Here is a 20524-nt window from a genome sequence, read left to right on the forward strand (position 1 = left end):
CCGAGTCCCTCGCTCGCGTGGCGACCTCGGGGTGCCAGACGTGTCCACCAGGGCGCTGTGGCTACTACCTCGGTGCTGGGGCACCCAAATGTGCGCTGTAACCCTTAGTTACAAGCGCGCGCGGGAAGGTCATTGCCAGTCCCGTGCCTGCTGGCCCTCCCAGCCGGCCTGCTCCCAGGTCTCGTCCGGGCGACGACCGCGGAGCACCGACGCGATCAGCCCGGCCGCGCCGGCGGCCAACCAGGGCAGCCCCATGATCCAGCCGTCCTCCTCGACCTGCACGGTGTCGCTGACGACCAGCGCCCACACGATCAGCAGCCCGGTGAAGGCGACGCCCATGACCAGGTGCCCGGTGTTGACCCGGTGCCAGCCGGTACGGCGGCCCGCGGTGGACCGCTCCTCGCGGGGAAGCTCGGGGGTCTCGTCGGGGTAGCTCATGCTGCGCTCCGGAACTCGATCTGGCCGAGGTGGAGATCGGCGTCGATGGTCAGGGTCGGTTCGTCGGCGACGATGCCGTTGTCGCCGCGGAAGTCGTCACTGGTGGTCTTGCCGAACATGACGACCTCGCCCGCGTCGATGGTGCCCGTGGCGACCACGTTGAGGCCGTCCTCGGGCACGATCACCAGGATGTGGCCGACCCCGAGCTCGAGGTGCAGGGTCCGGTGGTTGAGCTTGTCGAGGTCGCGGATGTCAGTGAGGTCGATCCGGATCTCGCCGACTCCCAGGTCGTAGGAGGCGTCGAGCTCGGCGGCCTGCCGCAGGGGCGGGTTGACCTGGCCGGCCTCGAGGCTGTCGGCCACGGTCGTGGCGGCGGTGGCGCCCGCGGCGAGCAGGCCCACCAGGATCAGCCCCCCGGCGCGGCCGTAGAAGGCGCCGACGAGGAGCATCAGGCCGGTGATCCCCAAGACGGTGGCGGGGTAGGCCGAGGCGGCGACGTGGGCGCCGGCCAGGTCGACGGTCGCGAGAGTGCCGAGGCCGAGGACGACCAGCACGAAGGTGAACGGGAACAGCAGCGGTCCGCGCTTGCGCGGGTCGACCGGGCGGCGGTACGCCGGCGCCGGGGTCCGGTAGGCCGAGTAGGTGACCTCGGGACCGGGCGCGCCCGGGGCCGGCGGCGGGGGAGGGGCGGCGGGGGTGCCCTGCAGCCACGGGTGCGGCGGACCGCCCGGCTTGACGGCGTTCTTGCCGGCGAGCACCACGAACACCACCAGCCCGACCACGAGCAGCGGCCAGGGGAAGTCCGAGCCGCCGACCGTGTCGCCGATGACGGCGGCGACTGCGACCACGCCGCCGATGATCAGGGCGGCGGTCCGAATCCCCTCGTCGAGGCGGATCACCGTGTCCTCGGTGCCCTCCTCGGGCACGAAGAGCCAGCAGACGGCGTACAGGATCAGGCCGCCACCGCCGAAGAAGGTGAGGACGACGAACGCGATCCGCACCAGCAGCGGGTCGATGTCGAGGTGGCGCGCGATGCCCGCCGCGACGCCGGCGACCTTCCGGTCGTCGCGGCTGCGGCGCAGCCGAGCGAGGTCGCGGACCTCGTCGCGGGTCACCCGCGGGCCGTGGTCGCCGGGTTCCGGAGTCGGGCCGCGCTGCTCGGTGTCGGTCGGAGCGTTCATGAGGTCCAGCATGCTGTCACGACCGCGCGCGGACCATCGGGGACAGCCCTGATCCGCACCGCGTCCCCCGGGGGGCGTCGTCAGGGTCGGGTCAGGGTCTTTCCCCCTGCTGGCGCGCGATCGCCTGTGTGACGATGGGAGCACCATGACCAGCACTGCGCCCCTGCCCGGACCGCCGGCACCCCCGTCGCCGCCGGTGCCGTCGGTGCCGCCGCGGGACGTACGCCGTGCCTGGCGCGATCTGCGCCAGCCGATGATCGGCGGCGTCGCCGCCGGACTCGCCGCCCACCTCGGCGTGTCCGTGCTCGTGGTGCGGGCCGCCTTCGTGGTCGCCACGGTGGTCGGTGGCTCCGGCGTGATGGCCTACGCCGCCCTGTGGGTCCTGCTCCCCGCCGGACCGCCGGCGGAGTACCTCGCCCCCGGTCTCGCCAGCGCGACCCGCGACGGTCGCCGCCCGGGGCGCCGTGGCCGCCGCCTGTCCGACGTCGGGCCGGTGCTCACGCTGGCCGTGCTCGGGATCGGAGCGGTCTTCACGATCGAGGCCCTGCTCGGGACCGGCTGGTGGATCTGGCCGCTCGGCATCGCCGTCGTCGGCGTCGCCCTGCTGTGGCGGCAGGCCGACGAGGCGCAGCGTGAGCGCTGGCTCGACGCCACCGGCAAGGTCGACCCGGTCCGCCTGGTGCTGGGCGGCGGCGGATGGGCCGCCTGGGCCCGGATCGGCGCGGGCGTCCTGCTCGTGGTCGTGGCCCTGGTGCTCTTCGCCCTGCGCGACGGCTCGCTGAGCGTCGCCCGCGATGCGACGCTGGCGATCGTGCTCGCCTTCTTCGGCCTCGCCATCGTGCTGGGGCCGTTCGTCTACCGGCTGATGGCCGACCTCACCGACGAGCGGGCCGAACGGGTCCGCACCCAGGAGCGGGCCGACGTCGCCGCCCACCTCCACGACTCGGTGCTGCAGACCCTCGCCCTGATCCAGAAGAACCCCGCCGACGCCGCCCGCCTGGCGCGCGCCCAGGAGCGCGACCTGCGGGCCTGGCTGTACGCCGGCGAGTCGCTCGACGAGGCCACGGTCGCCAGCGCCCTGCGTGCCGCCGCCGCCGAGATCGAGGACGCGTACGGCGTCACCGTCGACGTCGTGGCCGTCGGCGACTGCGACTACGGCGAGTCCACCCGCCCGATCGTCCAGGCCGCGCGGGAGGCGACGACCAACGCCGCCAAGCACGCCGGGGTCTCGCGGGTCGACGTGTATGCCGAGATCACCGGCGCCGGCATCGACGTCTTCGTCCGCGACCGCGGCGCCGGCTTCGACCCGGACGCCACCCCGGAGGACCGGCTCGGCGTGCGGCGCAGCATCATCGACCGCATGGAGCGCCATGGCGGCCGGGCCGAGATCCGGTCGGCGCCCGGCGAGGGCACGGAGGTGCGCCTGCACGTCGGGTTCGCGCGTGGCCCGGAGGACAACAGGGTTGAGGAGAAGAGGAACCATGGGTGATCCGGTGCGCGTGGTCGTCGTGGACGACCACGCCATGTTCCGCCGCGGCGTCAGCGTCGAGCTCGGTGCCACCGGCGCCGGCCGGGTCGAGGTCGTGGCCGAGGCCGCCGACGTCGACGAGGCCGTCGCCGCCGTCGTGGCGCACCGGCCGGACGTCGTCCTCCTCGACGTGCACCTGCCCGGCGGCGGTGGCGGCGAGGTGATCCGGCGGGTCAAGGACAGCGACGTCCGGTTCCTCGCGCTGTCGGTCTCCGACGCGGCCGAGGACGTCATCGGCACCGTCCGCGGCGGCGCCCGCGGCTACGTCACCAAGACCATCACCGGCCCCGAGCTGGTCGACGCGATCACCCGGGTCGCCGACGGTGACGCCGTGTTCTCGCCGCGGCTGGCGGGTTTCGTGCTCGACGCCTTCGCCGGCGCCGGCCTCTCCGCCGACCTCGCCAGCGTCGACGAGGACCTCGACCGGCTCACCGAACGGGAGCGGGAGGTGATGCGGCTGATCGCGCGCGGCTACTCCTACAAGGAGGTCGCCAAGGAGCTGTTCATCTCCATCAAGACCGTCGAGACCCACATGTCGTCGGTGCTGCGCAAGCTGCAGCTGTCCTCGCGCCACGAGCTCACCCGCTGGGCCTCGGACCGGCGGCTGCTGTGACCCGCGGCGCGGGGCTGCTCGTCGTCGCCGCGCTGCTCCCCGTGCTGGCCGCCGGCTGCTCCGGCCGTACGCCGGCCGCGCCGGTCCCGCCGGTCCCGCCGGCCCCACCGGCGTCCAGCCAGGCCGGCTCCTCCCCGGCCGACCCGGACGCGAGTGCGATCCCCGGCCCGTCGTACTCCACCTGGGAGCTGGGCGTCCACGTGCTGCCCCGAACCCCGGCCGGCTTCGGTGAGGTCCGGCCGACCCCGAAGGCGCTGCGGGTCCGGCGCTACCCGACGACCGACCTGCTGCCACCGCCGGCCGACGGGGCGTTCCACGCCAGCGTCGGACCGGTCACCGACGCGATCCGCGAGCGGATGGGGGAGACCTGGTCGCCCGCGTGCCCGGTCGCGCTGGCCGACCTGGCCTACGTCACCGTCTCCTTCCGCGGCTTCGACCACCGGGCCCACACCGGCGAGCTGGTTCTCGCCGCCGCGGAGGCCGAGGACGTCGTCTCGGTGTTCCGGGCGCTGTTCGCGGCCGGCTTCCCGATCGAGGAGATGCGGCTGCCGACGACCGCCGACCTCGACGCACCGCCGACCGGCGACGGCAACGACACCGCCGCGCTGGTGTGCCGCGCCGCCCGCGGCCAGACCTCCTGGTCGGCGCACGCCTACGGTCTCGCGATCGACGTCAACCCGTTCCTCAACCCCTACAGCTTGGGAGACGTCGTGCTGCCCGAGCGGGCCTCGGCGTACCTCGACCGGAGCCGGACGCAGCCCGGCATCATCCACGCCGGCGACCTGGTCGTGCGGGAGTTCGCGCGGATCGGCTGGTCCTGGGGCGGCGCGTGGAGCTCGCTGAAGGACTACCAGCACTTCACGGCGACCGGTCGCTGAGACCGGCCACCGCGCTGGATAGGGTGCGGGGCATGGAGACCCTGCGCCTGATCCTGCTCATCCTCCACATCCTGGGCTTCTCGGCCCTGATCGGTGGGCTGCTGGCGCAGGCCGGCCCCGGCGAGAAGAAGGTCACCGGCGTCATGCGCGACGGCATCGGTACGGCGTTCCTCGCCGGCCTGCTGCTCGTCGGCGTCCTCGAGGGCGGTGACGACCCGGTCAACCACGCCAAGGTGGGCGTCAAGCTCACCATCGGCCTGGTGCTGCTGGTGCTGGTGATGGCCAACCTGCGCAAGGCGAAGATCCCCAACGGGCTGTGGGCCGGACTGCTCGTCCTGGCCGTCGCCGAGGTCTGCATCGCCGTGCTCTGGTCGCCGGTCCACAGCAGCTGATCCTGTCGCCGCGCCCCATGCGTTCTGGTCGCCGTTCAGGCGATCGCGCCGCCAATTCGCATGGGGTGCGAGCCACCCGCCGCAGCGTCGGCAGGGCGCCGTAGGCTGGTCGGAGCATGACTGAGACCACCGCCGCGCCGCCCGCCCTCACCGCCGAGTCCCTCCTCGACGGGCTCAACGAACCGCAACGCGCGGCGGTCGTGCACGAGGGCTCGCCGCTGCTCGTCGTGGCCGGCGCGGGCTCCGGCAAGACCCGGGTGCTGACCCGCCGGATCGCGTGGACCATCGCGGTCCGCAAGGCCCACCCGGGCTCGATCCTGGCGATCACCTTCACCAACAAGGCCGCCGCCGAGATGAAGGAGCGGGTCGCCGACCTGATCGGCAACCGTGCCCGGATCATGTGGGTCAGCACCTTCCACTCGGCGTGCGTCCGGATCCTGCGCAAGGAGGTCGAGCACCTCGGCTACGAGCGGCTGAAGTCGAACTTCTCGATCTACGACACGGCGGACCAGAAGCGGCTCATCCAGCTGGTCTGCAGCGACCTCGAGCTCGACCCGCGCCGCTACCAGCCCGGTCCGGTGCTGCACTGGATCAGCAACCAGAAGAACGAGCTGCGCGATCCCGACGAGGTGGCGGCCGCCGCCCGCAACACGAGCGACGAGACGTACGCCGCGGCGTACCAGATGTACCAGCGGCGCCTGCGCGAGGCGAACGCCATGGACTTCGACGACCTGATCATGGAGACGGTGCGGCTGTTCCAGGTCAAGCCGGAGGTCCGCGAGACCTACCGGCGCCGGTTCCGGCACATCCTGGTCGACGAGTACCAGGACACCAACCACGCGCAGTACGCCCTCATCCGCCAGCTCTGCGGCCAGGACCTCGAGGAGCACGATCCGAGCACCCTCGACGGCCTGCCCGCCCACCGGGTGCCGCCGTCGGAGCTGATGGTCGTCGGTGACGCGGACCAGTCGATCTACGCCTTCCGCGGCGCCGACATCCGCAACATCATGGACTTCGAGAAGGACTTCCCCGACGCGGAGACCGTGCTGCTCGAGCAGAACTACCGCTCCACCCAGACCATCCTCACCGCCGCCAACGCGGTCATCGAGCGCAACGAGAGCCGCAAGCCCAAGCGGCTGTGGTCCGATGCCGGCGCGGGCGAGAAGATCGTCGGGTACGTCGCCGACGACGAGCACGACGAGGCCCGCTTCGTCTCCGGCGAGATCGACAAGCTCACCGACGGCGGCCTGCGCCCCTCCGACGTCGCGGTGTTCTACCGCACCAACGCGCAGTCCCGTGTGTTCGAGGAGATCTTCGTCCGCACCGGCATGCCCTACAAGGTCGTCGGCGGGACCCGCTTCTACGACCGCAAGGAGATCCGCGACGCCCTCGCGTACCTCCGGGTGCTGGTCAACCCCGACGACCAGGTCTCCCTGCGCCGCATCGTCAACACCCCGCGCCGCGGGATCGGGCAGCGCGCCGAGGCCGCCATCGCCGCCTTCGCCGAGCGCGAGCGGATCACCTACTGGGAGGCGCTCCAGCGCGCCGACCAGGCCCCCGGCCTCGCCACCCGCAGCCAGAGCAGCATCGAGTCGTTCGTGAAGATGCTGCAGGAGCTGCAGCAGATGGTCGAGGCCCGCGAGCGGCCCGACGTGGTCCTCGAGACCGTCCTCGACCGCTCCGGCTACCTGGCCAGCCTCGAGAACTCCGACGACATGCAGGACGAGACCCGCCTGGAGTACCTCGCCGAGCTGGTCGCCGTCGCCCGCGAGTTCGCCGAGGACCCGGTCGCCGGCCCCTCCGCCGACCCTGCCGACGTCGACGCCGGCATCCTCGAGCCCGGGTTGGGCGACTTCCTGGAGCGGGTCGCGCTCGTCGCCGACGCCGACCAGATCCCCGATGCCCCCGACAACGACCCGGACGCCCCGGAGGACCAGGGGGTGGTGACCCTGATGACCCTGCACACCGCGAAGGGCCTGGAGTTCCCCGTCGTCTTCCTCACCGGCATGGAGGACGGGGTCTTCCCGCACTCACGCGCCCTCGGCGACCGCCCCGAGCTCGAGGAGGAGCGGCGCCTGGCGTACGTCGGCATCACCCGCGCCCGCCAGCGCCTCTACGTCTCCCGGGCGATGGTCCGCTCCGCCTGGGGTGCGCCCGCCATGAACCCCGGCTCCCGCTTCCTCGGTGAGCTCCCCATCGACCTCGTCGACTGGCGCCGCACCGAGGCGGACCAGACCCGCTGGTCGCGGCCGTCGTACGACGCCGGGCGCTCGACCCGCTCCGACGACTACGCCGGCAACCGCTTCGGCACCCCCACCGCTGCCGGCCGACGCAACTTCAGCTCCGCCGCCGCCCGCGCCGACGCCGCGGCCAAGTCCAAGCCCGCCCGTCCCATCCCGGTGCTGGCCCCCGGCGACAAGGTCACCCACGACTCGTTCGGCCTCGGCACCGTGGTGTCGGTGGAGGGCGCGGCCGAGAAGTCGGTCGCGTCGATCGACTTCGGCTCGGACGGCGTGAAGCGGCTGCTGCTGCGCTACGCCCCGGTGGAGAAGCTGTAGCTCGAACGAAGTGAGAGCTACAGCTTCATCGGTCATCGAGTAGCGATCGCGGGTGAGCTTGCGAACCCGCGGTGAGCGTATCGAGATGCGGTGAGCCGCTGCCGGGACTGTGCCCGGGCAAGGGGCGTGGCGGTTCCCGGCGTCTCGATACGCCCTCGCCTGGGGGCTCGGGCTACTCGACGAGCTCAGGGGGTGTGGCGGTTGCGGGCGTCTCGATACGCCCGCCGCGACTTCGTTCCTCAGTCGCGCCGGGCTACTCGACGACCGATGTCACGCCGGATCGCGGTTCGCCCTCGCAAGCTCGGGCGATTCCGCGCTACGGCGTGACGACCGATGTCACGCCGGATCGCGGTTCGCCCTCGCAAGCTCGGGCGATTCCGCGCTACGGCGTGACGCCGTGCTGGCGCAGCGCCGCGTCCGGGTCGACCGGGTCGCCACCGCCGGGGCGGACCTCGAGGTGGAGGTGCGGGCCGGTGACGTGGCCGGTGCTGCCGACGTAGCCGATGATCTCGCCGGCGCGGACGGTGTCGCCGGCGGAGACGTTGAATGAGGTCTGGTGGCAGAACCAGAGCTCGGTGCCGTCCTCGAGGGTGACCACGGTCTTGTTGCCGTAGGCGCCGTCGAACGAGGCGGAGCTGACCGTGCCGTTGGCCACGGCGCGGATCGGGGTGCCGGGAGGGGCGGCGAAGTCGAGGCCGGTGTGGTAGCTGGACCATAGGCCGTACTCGCCGAAGGTCGCGGTCAGGCGGTAGCTGTCGAGCGGCAGCACCCACTTGTTGAGCGCGATCTCGGAGGCTTCCTTCTGTGCCTTGGCGGTCAGGTCGCTGAGCGCGGTGGTGCGCTCGGCGGCCGAGCGCTCGGCCTCCTTGACGAGCGCGGCGCTGGCGCCCTGGGCGAGCGCGTCGCGGTCGGAGTCGCGGCTCACGGTCTCGGAGCGGGTGCCGACCGCGGCGCTGCCGAAGGAGCCGGTCAGGGCGTTGGGGGAGGTGACCCGGTCACCGGCGGCGGCCAGCTGCGGGTCGGTCGAGGTGACGACGCCACCGACCGCGATCGCGATCGTGGCCACACCGACGGCGACGGGCAGCGTGGGCAGGCCGCGCAGGAGCGGGCCGGGAGCGCCGGCGTGCTTGACGGCGCGGCGCTTGCCGGCCGGCTGGACCGCGCGCAGCGTGGTCGAGGAGTCCGACAGGGAGTCGGCGAGCGCGATGTCCCGCAGCGCGGGGAGCTCGACGGTGGGCATCCGGTCGAGGGTGCGCACCGGCGTCACGGCCTCGGCGGCGAGGGTCGGCTCGACGACCTCGACCGGAGCCTTGGGGCCGACGGCAGGTGCGCTCGCCGGCGCGGCCGGCCGGGCGACCCGCTTGCCGACGTACGTCGAGGGGGCCTCGGTCGCGACCCGGTTGGCCACGCGCTTGCCGACGTAGGTGGTCGAGCCCGCGCGGGACGGGGAGGAGGGGACGAGAGTCGATTCCGGGCGCGGCGCGGTGTGGTCCGCTCGGTGGTTACCCATCGACTGCTGACTCCTTGGGGGGCGATCGTGCAGGCGCGCATCTCCCCGTGTACCCAGCTACTGGCGCCCCGAGTGACGGCCCCAGCCGTGGTGGCCGCCTGGTGACAGCCGGGTGAAGCGTGCGTGCCGACCTTAGCCGATGCCGGCACGGCGCCGAAATCGCTTGTCCGGCGGCTGGGGATACCCGAGCGGACTCCGAAACGGCCCGGGGGCGTGAGCCCGGTCACGTCGGGTCCAGCCAGCGGTTCCCGGACTCGTCCTACGCGTGGGTCAGGACTATCGTGCCCGGGGGTGTGCCGCTGTGCGCACCGAACCTCTGACCAAGACGTGAGGACGTATCAGTGGACCTGATGGAGTACCAAGCGAAGGAGCTCTTCGCGAAGCACGGTGTGGCCACCACCCTCGGCACGGTCGTCGAGACCGCCGAGGACGCGCGGGCCGCGGCCGAGCAGATCGGCGGCGTGACCGTCATCAAGGCGCAGGTCAAGGCCGGTGGCCGTGGCAAGGCCGGTGGCGTCAAGCTCGCGAAGACGGCGGACGAGGCCTTCGAGCACGCGTCCAACATCCTCGGCATGGAGATCAAGGGCCTCACGGTCAACCGCGTCCTGGTGACGCCGGCGACCCCGCCGGAGGAGGAGTACTACTTCTCCTTCCTGCTGGACCGCTCCAACCGCCAGTACCTGTGCATCGCGTCCGTCGAGGGTGGTGTCGAGATCGAGGAGGTCGCGAAGACCAACCCCGACGCCGTCAAGAAGATCGGCATCGACCCCGGCAAGGGCGTCGACGCGGCCAAGGCTCGCGAGATCGCGACCGAGGCGAAGTTCCCCGAGCCCGTCTTCGAGCAGGCCGTGAAGATGATCGAGGACCTCTACAAGGTCTTCGTCGAGGAGGACGCCACCCTCGTCGAGGTCAACCCGCTGGCCCGCCTGGCCGGCGACAAGCTCGAGGCCCTCGACGGCAAGGTGTCGCTCGACGACAACGCCTCCGAGGTCCGGCACCCCGACCACGCGGCGTTCGAGATCCGTGAGGAGGCCGACCCGCTCGAGGCGAAGGCCAAGGACCTCGGCCTCAACTACGTCAAGCTCGACGGCCAGGTCGGCATCATCGGCAACGGCGCGGGTCTGGTCATGAGCACCCTCGACGTCGTCGCGTACGCCGGCGAGAACCACGGCGGCGTCAAGCCGGCCAACTTCCTCGACATCGGTGGCGGCGCCAACGCGCAGGTCATGGCCAACGGCCTCGACGTCATCCTCAACGACGAGCAGGTCAAGTCGGTCTTCGTGAACGTCTTCGGCGGCATCACGGCGTGCGACGAGGTCGCCAACGGCATCAAGGGCGCTCTCGAGCTCCTCGGTGACAAGGCCACCAAGCCGCTGGTCGTCCGCCTCGACGGCAACAACGTCGAGCAGGGTCGCGCGATCCTCAACGAGCTGAACCACCCGCTCGTGACGCAGGTCGACACCATGGACGGCGCGGCCGACAAGGCCGCCGAGCTGGCGAACGCCTGAGCCCCGGCAGAGATAGAGAGCAGAGAACATGAGCATCTACCTCAACAAGGACAGCAAGATCATCGTCCAGGGCATCACGGGCGGCATGGGTGCCAAGCACACCGCCCTCATGCTCGACTCGGGCGCGACGATCGTCGGTGGCGTGAACTCCCGCAAGGCCGGGACCACGGTCACGCACAAGGACCACGACGGCAACGACGTCGAGCTCCCCGTGTTCGGCACGGTCGCGGAGGCGATGAAGGAGACCGGCGCCAACGTGTCGGTCCTCTTCGTCCCGCCGGCGTTCACCAAGGACGCGGCGATCGAGGCCATCGACGCCGAGATGCCGCTGATCGTGGTCATCACCGAGGGCGTCCCGGTCCAGGACACGGCCGAGGTCTGGTCGTACCTGCAGGGCAAGTCCACCCGGATGATCGGCCCGAACTGCCCCGGCATCATCACGCCGGGCGAGTCGCTCGCCGGCATCACGCCGCACACCATCGCGGGCAAGGGCCCGGTCGGTCTCGTGTCGAAGTCGGGCACGCTGACCTACCAGATGATGTACGAGCTGCGTGACTTCGGCTTCTCGACCGCCATCGGCATCGGCGGCGACCCGATCGTCGGTACCACGCACATCGACGCGCTCCAGGCCTTCGAGGAGGACCCGGAGACCAAGGTGATCGTGATGATCGGCGAGATCGGCGGCGACGCCGAGGAGCGGGCCGCGGACTACATCAAGGCCAACATCACCAAGCCGGTCGTCGGCTACGTCGCGGGCTTCACCGCCCCCGAGGGCAAGACCATGGGCCACGCCGGCGCCATCGTGTCGGGCTCCGCGGGCACCGCCCAGGCGAAGAAGGACGCGCTCGAGGCCGTCGGCGTCAAGGTCGGCAAGACGCCGTCCGAGACCGCCGCGCTGGCTCGGGAGCTCCTGCAGGCGCTCTGACGGTCCCGAGACGGTCGCTGCGCGACCTCCTCGACCACCGCACGCACGAAGGCCCGCCGCCCCGTCAGGGGGCGGCGGGCCTTCGTGCTGCGTCGTGGGCGGCCTCAGGGGACCGGGCCCCCGCCGGAGTGCGGCGCCCGCCAGGTGGAGGCCTCGGCCTTGCTGGCCTCGTGGGCCCGCTCGATCGCGGCGGCCTGCCGGCCGTGCCGGTTGGCCCAGGTCCACAGGGCGGCGGCGAGGACGACGGCGATCACGAGGAACCAGAACATAGGTCGATGATCCGCCCGCGGTCAGCTGTTGGCAAGCCTTCTCGAAGCCTTCGGCAACATCCGCTCGACCGGAGTCCCGCCGACGAAGTCGTAGTCCTGGCCCACGACTACCGACGTGAGCAGCACCAGCCGGTCGCCGCGGCGCAGGACGCCGGTCTCCATGATGTACGCCGCGTCGCCGTTCGGGTCGACCTCCCGCGGCACCGGCCCGAAGTGGGAGTCGGTGATGACCGCGTCGGCCCCGGGGACGTCGACCTTGCGGGTCTGCAGCGCCCGGTAGTCCGTGATCGCCTCCGGCCGGTCGGCGCACTCCTCGAGCAGGCCGTTGACGGTGGACCAGGCGGCCTCGGCGGCCGCCTCGTCGGCGTACTGCGCCACCAGCTCGACCATCAGGTCGCTGGTGACCTCGACCGACGGGTCGCTCGTGTTGCGCAGCTCGAAGTCCGCGCGGACCACGGACGTCGCGCCGGTGCCGGTGAGGCCGTCGGGAACGCACGGGTGGGCGAGGTCACCGTTGCCGTCGAGGTCCTCGTCGCCGGTCCCGAGCCGGAACCAGTCGGCGCCGTCGCTGTAGACGGTGTCGTCGTCGGTGAGCAGGACGGCGTCGGTGAGGGCGGCCGGGGTGGTGGCCGGGGCGGTCGGGCTGGTGGCCGGGCCCGGGTCGGAGGCGACGGGGGTGTCGTCGCTGCAGCCGGTGAGCGCGGACAGGGCGGCGACGGCCAGGAGGGCGATCGCGGGCAGGGTGGAGCGCTGGTGCACGGACGTGCCTTTCGGGAGAGGGGTGGAGGGGGTTCAGCAGCCGGCGTCGGTGAACACGCACATCGCGGCGAGGGCCGCGGCTGCGTCGTCGGCCATGCCCGACGCGGTGGTGGCGATGTCGCCCTGGGGGTCCGAGGCGCCACCCTCGTTGCTGCCGGTGATCACGAGCAGCGCGGTACCGACCCGGACGACGTAGGTGGCGTCGATGCCGACCGCCGGTGCGCCGTCGCTGGTGCTCCAGGAGCCCAGCACCCACGACTCGTCGCCGAGCTCGCCAGGCAGCACCGCGTGGTGCGCGGTGAACCCGTTCCCGTCGGGCTGCTCGTCGGCGCAGTCGCGGTAGGCGGCGACGAGGGCGCCGGCGGCCGCGGTCGCGTCCGCCTCGGTGGAGTACGTCGACAGCTGGCGGCGGCGCCCGTCCTCGGGCTGGCTCCAGGTGGCGCCCATCCTGTCGGCGGGTGCGGGCCGGTCGGGGGCGTCCTGGCCGCAGACGGTGAAGGTCAGGGCCGGGAGGTCTCGGGAGGGGCCCTGCGCGGACCCGTCCCCGCTGGGCTCGGGCCAGCCGGTGGCGAGGGGGAAGTCGTCGGGGATCGCGGTGGTGGCCGGCCCGGCGTCCCCGGACCGGTCACCGGACGGCGCGCCCGACGGGTCACTGGTCGTCCTGGCCTCGCCCGGGCTCGCGGTGCCGGGCTGCAGCCGCTGCGCGGCGACCGGGACCATCCGCTCGACCGGGGTCTGGTCGGTGAAGTCGTAGTCCTGGCCGACGATCGCCGAGTCGAGCACCGCGATCCGCGAGCCGACCCGGACCAGGCCGGTCTCGGCGAGGTACGCCGCGTCGCCGTAGGGGTCGATCTCCTTCGGCGCCGGGCCGTACTGGGCGCTGATGACCTCGGCGTCGCTGTCGGCCAGGCCGGCGTCGAGCGGCCGGGGCTCGAACGCGCGGTAGTCGGGGGTGTCGGTCGCGGCGGCCTGCTGCGTGCAGTCCTGCACCCAGCCGGCGATCGTGTCGTAGGCGGCGGCCGCGCGGGCGGCGTCGGGGAACTGCGCGATCGCCTCCACGAAGTGCTCGCCGCTGACCTCCACGGTCGGGTCGGCGGTGTTGCGCAGCTCGAAGGTGCGCTGGAGGACGGCGGTGGCGCCGAGGCCGGTGAGGCTCTCCCGGGCACACAGGTGGAAGGCGGCCGGGCCGTCCCCCTCGACGGTGGCGGTGGCGAACCAGTCCGCACCGTCGCTGTAGACGGTGTCGTCGTCGGTCAGCAGGTCCTGCTGGCCGAGGGGAGCGCTGCGCGCGGGGTCCCGGGTGACCAGGTCGCGGTCCGCGCCGCCGTGGCCGGACAGCACCAGGACGGGGGTGGTGACGCCGGCGACGGCGAGGACGGCGCCGCCCACCGCGAGCGCCGTACGACGCCGGCGGATCCGGTCGCCGCGGCGACGCACGTCGGCAGCAGAGAGCGGCATGTCTCCTCCTGCGCGGCCGAGCCCCGCTGCGAAGCGGGTGAGCTCGTCGATCGGGTCGTGCTCAGACATGGGACGCCCCTCCTCCCGCCAGGCCGGGCTCGTCGGCCAGCAACGCGGCGAGCGCCGCGCGCCCCCGGCTGAGCCGGGCCTTGACGGTTCCCTCGGGTACGCCGACCTCGGCCGCGACCTGCTGGACCGGGAGGTCGGCGATGTGGTGGAGGACCAGCGCCTGACGCTGGGCCTCGGGCAGCTGCCGCAGCGCGGCGACGAGCGCGACGTGCGACTCGTCGACGGCGGCCGCCGTGCCGGCGGGCTGCAGGGCCCGGTCGGGCGCCCGCTCCCCGCGCTTGCGGCGCCGCCAGCGGCTCACGGCGAGCCGGTAGGCGGTGGTCCGTACCCAGGCCTCGGGGTACTCCGCGCGGTCCAGCTTGCGGCGGTGCGCCCAGGCCCGGGCGAAGGCCTCCTGCGTGCACTCGGTGGCCTCGTCGAGGTCGCCGATCATGGCGTAGACCTGCCCGGTCACGCGGCGCAACGAGGTCGCGTAGAACTCGTCGAACTCAGCTTCGTCCACGCCGACCTCCTCTCGTGCTCCGCGGTGCGGACTGTCGAGGTGGATACGCCCCACGCCGGGAGGAGGTTGCACGACCTCCCGGAAAAGTTCGGGTCAGCTCGGATCGTAGGGAGCGGTGCGGGCCAGTCGCTCGAGGGCGCGCTGGGCGAGGGCCACGAAGTCCTCGTTGGCCATCTGCGCCTTGGGGGCGGCGACGTAGGCGAGGACCGAGACGGCGCTGCCCTGGCGCAGCACGGCGACGTCGTACTCGATGGTGCGGTCGCCGGGCAGCGCGGTGCTGAGGTGCCACGCGGACAGCGCCTGCGGCCCCTTGCCGGTGGTGAGCAGCTCCTCGACCTCGGTGCCGGCGGTCGCGTCCAGGTCGGGGCAGGCGGTCATCTGCTCGCGGAAGCGGGTCACGAACGCGCCGGCGGCGCCGCCGGGCAGGCTGCCGACCGTCTGGGTGAGCCCGACCTGCGGCGGCAGCTGGGCACCGCTGAAGACGAAGGTGCGGAACTCGTTGCCCTGGATCGGCTGGTCGCGGAACCTGCCGAAGAGGTGGACGGTGTCGCACCCGATGGCGCCGGCGTCGATCCGGTCCTCGGCGAGCTTGGCGGCCGGTGTGCCGACCCACGGGCCCGGGTCGGGTGTGATCGGCGGCAGGTCGATCTCGGAGAGCATCCACGGCGTCTTGCCGCCGGCGGGGAACGGTGCCCGTGGGGTCGGCACCGGGTCCGGGGTGGCGCAGCTGCCGGCGTCGGGCAGCGCGCAGATCCGGCCGACGGCGGTCGCCAGCAGCCGGGCCACACCGGCACGGTTGGCCTGCGCCGGCGCGACGGTGGTGGACATCGAGGTGACCGTCGTGAACAGGCCGGTACGGGCCAGCCCCACCACGTACGTCGTCGCCTCGGTCCGCGAGCGCAGCACGAACAGCGTCGACTGGTCGCCCACCCCGGGCAGGTCGGAGGTGCTGACCAGCTGCATCCGCGGCATGGTCTCGGTGTCCTCGACGGGGGAGGGGCAGGTCGCGAACCAGCGGCGCGCGTGGCGGTAGGTGCGCATCGCCCGCTGCTCGGAGGAGGACGCCTCGGCCACCTGGACCGCGTTGCGCACCGCGGTCGGCTTGGAGCTGTCGCGGAAGGTGCGGACCCAGGCGGCGGTGCCCTGCGGGTCGGCGTACCGGGCGGGCTGGCAGGGGAGGACCAGGCCGTTGCCGGTGGAGTTGTCGGTCGTCGTGCCCTGCTGCCAGCCGCGGCCGGTGAGGGTCCGCTGGAGGGCGTCGACCGGCACCAGCGAGGTGTCGGGCAGGGTCGTGATGGCGGGACCGGCCGGCGGGGGGCCGTCGGCCGCGGGCACGCCCTCACGGTCGAGGGTCGGCCGGACGCCGGTGGTGTCGGTGGCGACCGCGCCCCCGGCGACCAGCGCGATCACGGCCACGGCGCCGCCGACGACGGTGTGGGCACGGCGGCGGGCCGCGCCGGCGCGGCGGATGATCGTCACCCGCGGCCAGGTCACCGTCCGGGTGGCGTCGGCGAGGGCGCTGAGCGAGAGCGGGATCGCGGAGGTCGGGATCGCGAGCGCGGTGGCGAACTGGGCGGCGCCCTGCTGGAGCTCGCGCTCCGCCGACTCGGTGGGCAGCCCGAGCTCCTGGGCCATCTCCTCCATCGACACGGCGGCGAGCTGGGTCAGCAGCAGCGCCTTGCGCTCGGGGACCGACAGCGCGCCGAGGGCCTCGAGGATGCGGCGGGTCTCGTCGCCGAGGTCCTTCTTGCGGTGCCACGGCCGGGTGCTGGCGCGACGTAGCGCCTTGCGCCAGGCGTCGGGCCGCACGACGGACTCCGGGTCGGACAGGCGCGCCGTCTTGCGCCAGTGGTGCCACGACACCACGAAGGCCTCACGGACGGCGGCACGCGCGAGCGCGAGGTCACCGGTGAGCGCGAAGGTCTGCAGCAGGAGCCGGTCGCGGGCGTCCTTGTAGAAGGTGTCGAAGCTCTCCGTCAGGTCCGCGCTGCTCACGTAGGCGGACCGGGGCTGCTCGGTGCTCGGGGTCACCTGGTCGTCCGCGGTCATGGCCGCACCAACCTACGCCGAAGGCGGTCACCGCCCCCAACCCGTCCCTGCGTGTCCGTCGTCTCGCCGGTGTGTCTCGGGGCTCCCCGGCGTGGCGGGCCGAAGCGGCCCGTGCGGCGCGTGAAGATGGACGGACCATGACGTCCCTCCAGTCGCCGCCGGCACGCCGCAGTGGACCCGGGCGCTCCGGGGCAGCCTCCGACGCCGACCTGCGCCGCCGGCTGGCCACCAACCGCCCGCTGGTGCCCACCGCCACCCTCGGCGGCATCATCGCCGCGGGGGCGCCGTTGCTGGTCTGCATGGCCGCCGCCGTCGTGGGCTGGTTCCTCACCGACGCCGGCGGCGAGGGCGCGCCCAGCGGTGCGTTGCGCGTCGGCGCCCACGGCTGGCTGCTGGCCCACGGCTCGACCGTCGCGGTCGAGGGCGTCCGGATCACCGCGATGCCGCTCGGCCTCACCCTGCTCTGCGCGTGGGTGGTCTGGCGGATCGGTCACCGCGTCGGCGAGTCGATCTCGGGCCACGGCCCCGACGCCGACCGGATCGCCGACGGCGCCCGCGACCTCACCGTCCCCTACGCCGCCGGGCTCTTCGCCGTCGGGTACGCCGTCGTCGGCGTCCTCACCACCTCGATCGCCGCCACCGCGGCCTCCTCGCCCGCCCCGGCCCGGGTCGTGCTCTGGTCGGTGCTGCTGGGCCTGGGCGTCGGGGGCCCGGCCATCGCCTTCGGCTCCGGGCGCGCGGCGATCTGGCTGCCCGCCGTACCCACGGCGGTGCGCGATGCCGCCCTCGTCGCCCGCCGGATCCTCGCCTGCTGGGCCCTGGTCAGCCTGGTCGCGCTGGTCGCGGCCCTCGTGCTCGACTTCGCGACCGCCGCCAACGTGGTCTCGCAGCTGCACGCCGACGCCGGTGCGGTGCTCCTGATGACGGCGCTCACCCTGCTCCTGCTGCCGAACGCGCTGCTCTTCTCCAGCGCCTACCTGCTCGGCCCGGGCTTCACCGTCGGCACCGGCACCACGGTCTCCACGACCGCCGTCGTGCTCGGCCCGTTGCCGATGTTCCCGTTGCTGGCCGCGCTGCCCGACCAGGGCAGCCAGCCGTGGTGGACCGACTGGCTGATGCTCACCCCCGTCCTGCTCGCCGCGCTGGTCGCCGGCCGGCTCCAGCGCGACCGCCCGGTCCTCGCCTGGGACCGTGCGGCGATCCGTGGCTGTGCCGGCGGGATCGGCGCCGGGGTCGTCCTCGCGCTGCTCTCGGTCTTCGCCGGCGGCGCGGTCGGTCCGGGCCGGATGCAGGACGTCGGGCCCTACACCTTCGACGTCCTCCTCCACGCGATCACCTCCTTCGGCATCGGGGGCGTCGTCGGCGCGCTGGTGGTGTGCTGGTGGCAGCGCGACGCCGACGGCCGGGTCCGCTCCGCCCTGCGCGCGGTCCGCGTGCGGCTGCCGCGTCGGTCCTGACCCGGGCCACGCCCTAGACTCCGGGCGTGCCCGCTCGTCCTCGCCTCGTCGTCCTCGTGTCGGGCTCCGGCACCAACCTCCAAGCACTGCTCGACGCCTGCGCCGACCCGGCGTACGGCGCCCGCGTCGTCGCCGTCGGCGCCGACCGCGACGGCATCGAGGGCCTGGCCCGGGCGGAGCGGGCCGGCATCCCCACCTTCGTGGCGAGGGTGAGCGACCACAGCAGCCGCGGCTACTGGGACCGGGCGCTCGCCGACAAGGTGGCCGCGTTCGAGCCCGACCTGGTCGTGCTCGCCGGGTTCATGAAGCTGGTGGGGGAGAAGTTCCTCGACCGGTTCGGCGGGATGACGGTCAACACGCACCCCGCCCTGTCGCCGTCGTTCCCCGGCATGCACGGGCCGGCGGACGCCCTCGCCTACGGCGTGAAGGTCACCGGCGCCACCTTGTTCGTCGTCGACGCCGGTGTCGACACCGGTGCGATCGTGGCCCAGACCGTGGTGCCCGTCGAGGACGACGACACCGTCGAGAGCCTCCACGAGCGGATCAAGGTCGCCGAGCGTGCGATGCTCGTCGAGTCGGTCGGCCGCATGGCCCGTGAGGGGTTCACCGTCGAGGGCCGGCGAGTTCGCCTCGGAGGCTGAGGCCGCCGTAGAATCGCGTCACACGACTGGCGCGGGTGGGCAACCACCGGGGAGTGAACGAGCCGGCATCGACCGCCTGGGTGCCCCTCATCGAGATCGACCGACCGATCCCATGAGGAGAGAACCATGACCGACCGGATCCAGATCAAGCGTGCGCTGGTCTCCGTCTTCGACAAGACCGGCCTCGAGGACCTGGTCCGCGGGCTCCACGAGGCCGGCGTCGAGCTGGTCTCGACCGGCGGCTCGGCCGCCCTCATCGAGGGCCTCGGTCTGCCGGTCACCAAGGTCGAGGACCTGACCGGGTTCCCCGAGTGCCTCGACGGCCGCGTGAAGACGCTGCACCCGCGCGTGCACGCCGGCATCCTGGCCGACCGCCGCCTGCCCGACCACGTCCGGCAGCTCGAGGAGCTCGAGGTCGCGCCGTTCGACCTGGTCGTGGTCAACCTCTACCCGTTCGCCGCGACCGTCGCCTCCGGCGCGGGCGTCGACGACTGCATCGAGAAGATCGACATCGGCGGGCCGTCCATGGTGCGCGCCGCCGCGAAGAACCACCCCTCCGTCGCGATCGTCACCGACGGCGCCGACTACGCGTCGGCCCTCGAGGCCGCGCGGGGCGAGGGCTTCACCTACGAGGAGCGCAAGGCGCTGGCCGCGAAGGCGTTCGTCCACACGGCGACCTACGACGTGCAGGTCGCCTCGTGGATGGGCTCGGTGCTCACCGACTCCAGCGTCGAGGACGGCGTGAGCACCGGCTTCCCGGCCTGGATCGGCGGCACCTGGGACAAGCAGGCCGTCCTGCGGTACGGCGAGAACCCGCACCAGCCCGCCGCGCTCTACCGCTCCGGCCTCGGCCCCGGTGGCCTCGCCGCGGCCGAGCAGCTGCACGGCAAGGAGATGTCCTACAACAACTACGTCGACACCGACGCGGCCCGCCGCGCGGCGTACGACCACGGCGCAGCGCCGACCGTCGCGATCATCAAGCACGCCAACCCGTGCGGCATCGCCGTCGGCGCCGACGTGGCCGAGGCCCACCGCCGCGCCCACGGGTGCGACCCGGTCTCCGCGTTCGGTGGCGTGATCGCCACCAACGTCCCCGTCTCGGTCGAGATGGCCCGGCAGGTCGCCGAGATCTTCACCGAGGTCATCGTCGCCCCCGGGTACGACGAGGGCGCGGTCGAGGTGCTCCAGGGCAAGAAGAACATCCGGATCCTCCTCGCCGAGCCGCTCGCGCAGGGCGGCGTCGAGACCCGTCCGATCAGCGGTGGCCTGCTCGTGCAGCACGCCGACCGGTTCCAGGCCAAGGGCGACGACCCGGCGCGCTGGACGCTGGCCACCGGCGAGGCCGCCGACGAGCAGACCCTCGCCGACCTGGCCTTCGCCTGGCGCGCGGTGCGGGCGGCGAAGTCCAACGCGATCCTGCTGGCCAAGGACGGCGGCGCGGTCGGCATCGGCATGGGTCAGGTCAACCGCGTCGACTCCTGCAAGCTCGCCGTCGAGCGCGCCAACACGCTCGTCGAGGGCGAGGAGCGGGCCCGCGGCTCGGTCGCGGCGTCCGACGCGTTCTTCCCGTTCGCCGACGGCCCGCAGATCCTGCTCGACGCCGGGGTGAAGGCGATCGTGCAGCCGGGTGGCTCGGTGCGCGACGAGGAGACCATCGCGGCCTGCCAGGCGGCGGGCGTGACGATGTACTTCACCGGCACCCGCCACTTCTTCCACTGAGCCCGATGGGCCGAGCCTGTCGCTCGTTCCTCGCGCCACGCTGCCGGCCGCGCGGTCGGCTCGGCAGCGT

Annotated in this window: 18 protein-coding genes and 1 riboswitch; of the genes, 10 read left to right on the top strand and 8 right to left on the bottom strand. The window is 73.1% G+C overall.

What is annotated here, in order from left to right:
- Positions 1–129: 129 nt before the first annotated feature.
- Positions 130–438 carry a hypothetical protein gene (locus KU893_RS11405; protein ID WP_218234484.1) on the bottom strand — a complete coding sequence of 103 codons (309 nt, stop codon included), beginning with the start codon at positions 436–438 and terminating at the stop codon, positions 130–132.
- A complete protein-coding gene (locus KU893_RS11410) occupies positions 435–1619 on the bottom strand; it encodes a PspC domain-containing protein (protein WP_218234485.1) in 1185 nt (394 codons plus the stop codon). The genes KU893_RS11405 and KU893_RS11410 overlap by 4 nt, the downstream gene beginning before the upstream one ends.
- A 145-nt stretch (positions 1620–1764) precedes the next feature.
- Between KU893_RS11410 and KU893_RS11415 the strand changes: the two genes are divergently transcribed.
- The 5 genes from KU893_RS11415 to pcrA all read left to right on the top strand — a co-directional run bounded on the left by KU893_RS11415 (position 1765) and on the right by pcrA (position 7588).
- A complete protein-coding gene (locus KU893_RS11415) occupies positions 1765–3108 on the top strand; it encodes an ATP-binding protein (protein WP_218234486.1) in 1344 nt (447 codons plus the stop codon).
- Positions 3101–3760, top strand: coding sequence for a LuxR C-terminal-related transcriptional regulator (locus KU893_RS11420; protein ID WP_218234487.1), 660 nt, complete (start codon positions 3101–3103; stop codon positions 3758–3760). Before KU893_RS11415 ends, KU893_RS11420 begins: the two co-directional genes overlap by 8 nt.
- Positions 3757–4638, top strand: coding sequence for a M15 family metallopeptidase (locus KU893_RS23595; protein WP_218234488.1), 882 nt, complete (start codon positions 3757–3759; stop codon positions 4636–4638). The genes KU893_RS11420 and KU893_RS23595 overlap by 4 nt, the downstream gene beginning before the upstream one ends.
- Positions 4639–4670: 32 nt before the next feature.
- Positions 4671–5030, top strand: coding sequence for a hypothetical protein (locus KU893_RS11430; protein ID WP_218234489.1), 360 nt, complete (start codon positions 4671–4673; stop codon positions 5028–5030).
- Positions 5031–5146: 116 nt separating this feature from the next.
- Positions 5147–7588: a DNA helicase PcrA gene (gene pcrA / locus KU893_RS11435; protein ID WP_218234490.1), complete on the top strand. Its 2442-nt coding sequence runs from the start codon at positions 5147–5149 to the stop codon at positions 7586–7588.
- 382 nt (positions 7589–7970) lie between these two features.
- On the opposite strand, the gene KU893_RS11440 is transcribed toward pcrA, so the two are convergent.
- A complete protein-coding gene (locus tag KU893_RS11440; RefSeq protein ID WP_218234491.1) occupies positions 7971–9098 on the bottom strand; it encodes a M23 family metallopeptidase in 1128 nt (375 codons plus the stop codon).
- A 341-nt stretch (positions 9099–9439) separates the two neighbouring features.
- On the opposite strand from KU893_RS11440, the gene sucC reads away from it, so the two are divergent.
- Positions 9440–10606, top strand: coding sequence for an ADP-forming succinate--CoA ligase subunit beta (gene sucC, locus KU893_RS11445; RefSeq protein ID WP_218234492.1), 1167 nt, complete (start codon positions 9440–9442; stop codon positions 10604–10606).
- A 28-nt stretch (positions 10607–10634) separates the two neighbouring features.
- On the top strand, positions 10635–11531 hold the full coding sequence (gene sucD, locus KU893_RS11450) for a succinate--CoA ligase subunit alpha (protein WP_218234493.1): 897 nt from the start codon (positions 10635–10637) through the stop codon (positions 11529–11531).
- Positions 11532–11635: 104 nt separating this feature from the next.
- Here the strand turns inward: sucD and KU893_RS11455 are convergent, their stop codons facing one another.
- From KU893_RS11455 to KU893_RS11475, 5 genes are all read right to left on the bottom strand, one after another.
- On the bottom strand, positions 11636–11800 hold the full coding sequence (locus KU893_RS11455; RefSeq protein WP_218234494.1) for a hypothetical protein: 165 nt from the start codon (positions 11798–11800) through the stop codon (positions 11636–11638).
- A 21-nt stretch (positions 11801–11821) separates the two neighbouring features.
- The gene (locus KU893_RS11460) at positions 11822–12559 is read right to left on the bottom strand and encodes a hypothetical protein (protein WP_218234495.1); all 738 of its coding nucleotides are present in this window, start codon (positions 12557–12559) and stop codon (positions 11822–11824) included.
- Positions 12560–12592: 33 nt separating this feature from the next.
- On the bottom strand, positions 12593–14086 hold the full coding sequence (locus KU893_RS11465; protein WP_218234496.1) for a hypothetical protein: 1494 nt from the start codon (positions 14084–14086) through the stop codon (positions 12593–12595).
- Positions 14079–14588, bottom strand: coding sequence for an RNA polymerase sigma factor (locus tag KU893_RS11470; protein ID WP_218234497.1), 510 nt, complete (start codon positions 14586–14588; stop codon positions 14079–14081). Before KU893_RS11470 ends, KU893_RS11465 begins: the two co-directional genes overlap by 8 nt.
- 93 nt (positions 14589–14681) lie before the next feature.
- Positions 14682–16637: an RNA polymerase sigma factor gene (locus KU893_RS11475; RefSeq protein ID WP_218234498.1), complete on the bottom strand. Its 1956-nt coding sequence runs from the start codon at positions 16635–16637 to the stop codon at positions 14682–14684.
- Between the two features lie 137 nt (positions 16638–16774).
- Between KU893_RS11475 and KU893_RS11480 the strand changes: the two genes are divergently transcribed.
- From KU893_RS11480 to purH, 3 genes are all read left to right on the top strand, one after another.
- Entirely contained in the window at positions 16775–18094 is a 1320-nt protein-coding gene (locus tag KU893_RS11480; protein WP_218234499.1) for a cell division protein PerM, read from the top strand.
- Positions 18095–18120: 26 nt separating this feature from the next.
- A complete protein-coding gene (purN, locus tag KU893_RS11485; RefSeq protein WP_218234500.1) occupies positions 18121–18735 on the top strand; it encodes a phosphoribosylglycinamide formyltransferase in 615 nt (204 codons plus the stop codon).
- A 12-nt stretch (positions 18736–18747) separates the two neighbouring features.
- A riboswitch (ZMP/ZTP riboswitch) is annotated at positions 18748–18824 on the top strand.
- A gap of 37 nt (positions 18825–18861) precedes the next feature.
- Positions 18862–20454, top strand: a complete 1593-nt coding sequence (gene purH / locus KU893_RS11490; RefSeq protein ID WP_218234501.1) for a bifunctional phosphoribosylaminoimidazolecarboxamide formyltransferase/IMP cyclohydrolase — start codon at positions 18862–18864, stop codon at positions 20452–20454.
- Positions 20455–20524 lie beyond the last annotated feature (70 nt).

The organism is Nocardioides daeguensis (assembly GCF_019192965.1).
Classification (GTDB): Bacteria; Actinomycetota; Actinomycetes; order Propionibacteriales; family Nocardioidaceae; genus Nocardioides; species Nocardioides daeguensis.

What these genes read in the sequence shown, in the direction of transcription:
- KU893_RS11405 (WP_218234484.1), bottom strand. Translation starts at nt 438, where the DNA reads ATGAGCTACCCCGACGAGACCCCCGAGCTTCCCCGCGAGGAGCGGTCC.
- KU893_RS11410 (WP_218234485.1), bottom strand. Translation starts at nt 1,619, where the DNA reads ATGAACGCTCCGACCGACACCGAGCAGCGCGGCCCGACTCCGGAACCC.
- KU893_RS11415 (WP_218234486.1), top strand. Translation starts at nt 1,765, where the DNA reads ATGACCAGCACTGCGCCCCTGCCCGGACCGCCGGCACCCCCGTCGCCG.
- KU893_RS11420 (WP_218234487.1), top strand. Translation starts at nt 3,101, where the DNA reads ATGGGTGATCCGGTGCGCGTGGTCGTCGTGGACGACCACGCCATGTTC.
- KU893_RS11430 (WP_218234489.1), top strand. Translation starts at nt 4,671, where the DNA reads ATGGAGACCCTGCGCCTGATCCTGCTCATCCTCCACATCCTGGGCTTC.
- pcrA (WP_218234490.1), top strand. Translation starts at nt 5,147, where the DNA reads ATGACTGAGACCACCGCCGCGCCGCCCGCCCTCACCGCCGAGTCCCTC.
- KU893_RS11440 (WP_218234491.1), bottom strand. Translation starts at nt 9,098, where the DNA reads ATGGGTAACCACCGAGCGGACCACACCGCGCCGCGCCCGGAATCGACT.
- sucD (WP_218234493.1), top strand. Translation starts at nt 10,635, where the DNA reads ATGAGCATCTACCTCAACAAGGACAGCAAGATCATCGTCCAGGGCATC.
- KU893_RS11455 (WP_218234494.1), bottom strand. Translation starts at nt 11,800, where the DNA reads ATGTTCTGGTTCCTCGTGATCGCCGTCGTCCTCGCCGCCGCCCTGTGG.
- KU893_RS11465 (WP_218234496.1), bottom strand. Translation starts at nt 14,086, where the DNA reads ATGTCTGAGCACGACCCGATCGACGAGCTCACCCGCTTCGCAGCGGGG.
- KU893_RS11475 (WP_218234498.1), bottom strand. Translation starts at nt 16,637, where the DNA reads ATGACCGCGGACGACCAGGTGACCCCGAGCACCGAGCAGCCCCGGTCC.
- KU893_RS11480 (WP_218234499.1), top strand. Translation starts at nt 16,775, where the DNA reads ATGACGTCCCTCCAGTCGCCGCCGGCACGCCGCAGTGGACCCGGGCGC.
- purH (WP_218234501.1), top strand. Translation starts at nt 18,862, where the DNA reads ATGACCGACCGGATCCAGATCAAGCGTGCGCTGGTCTCCGTCTTCGAC.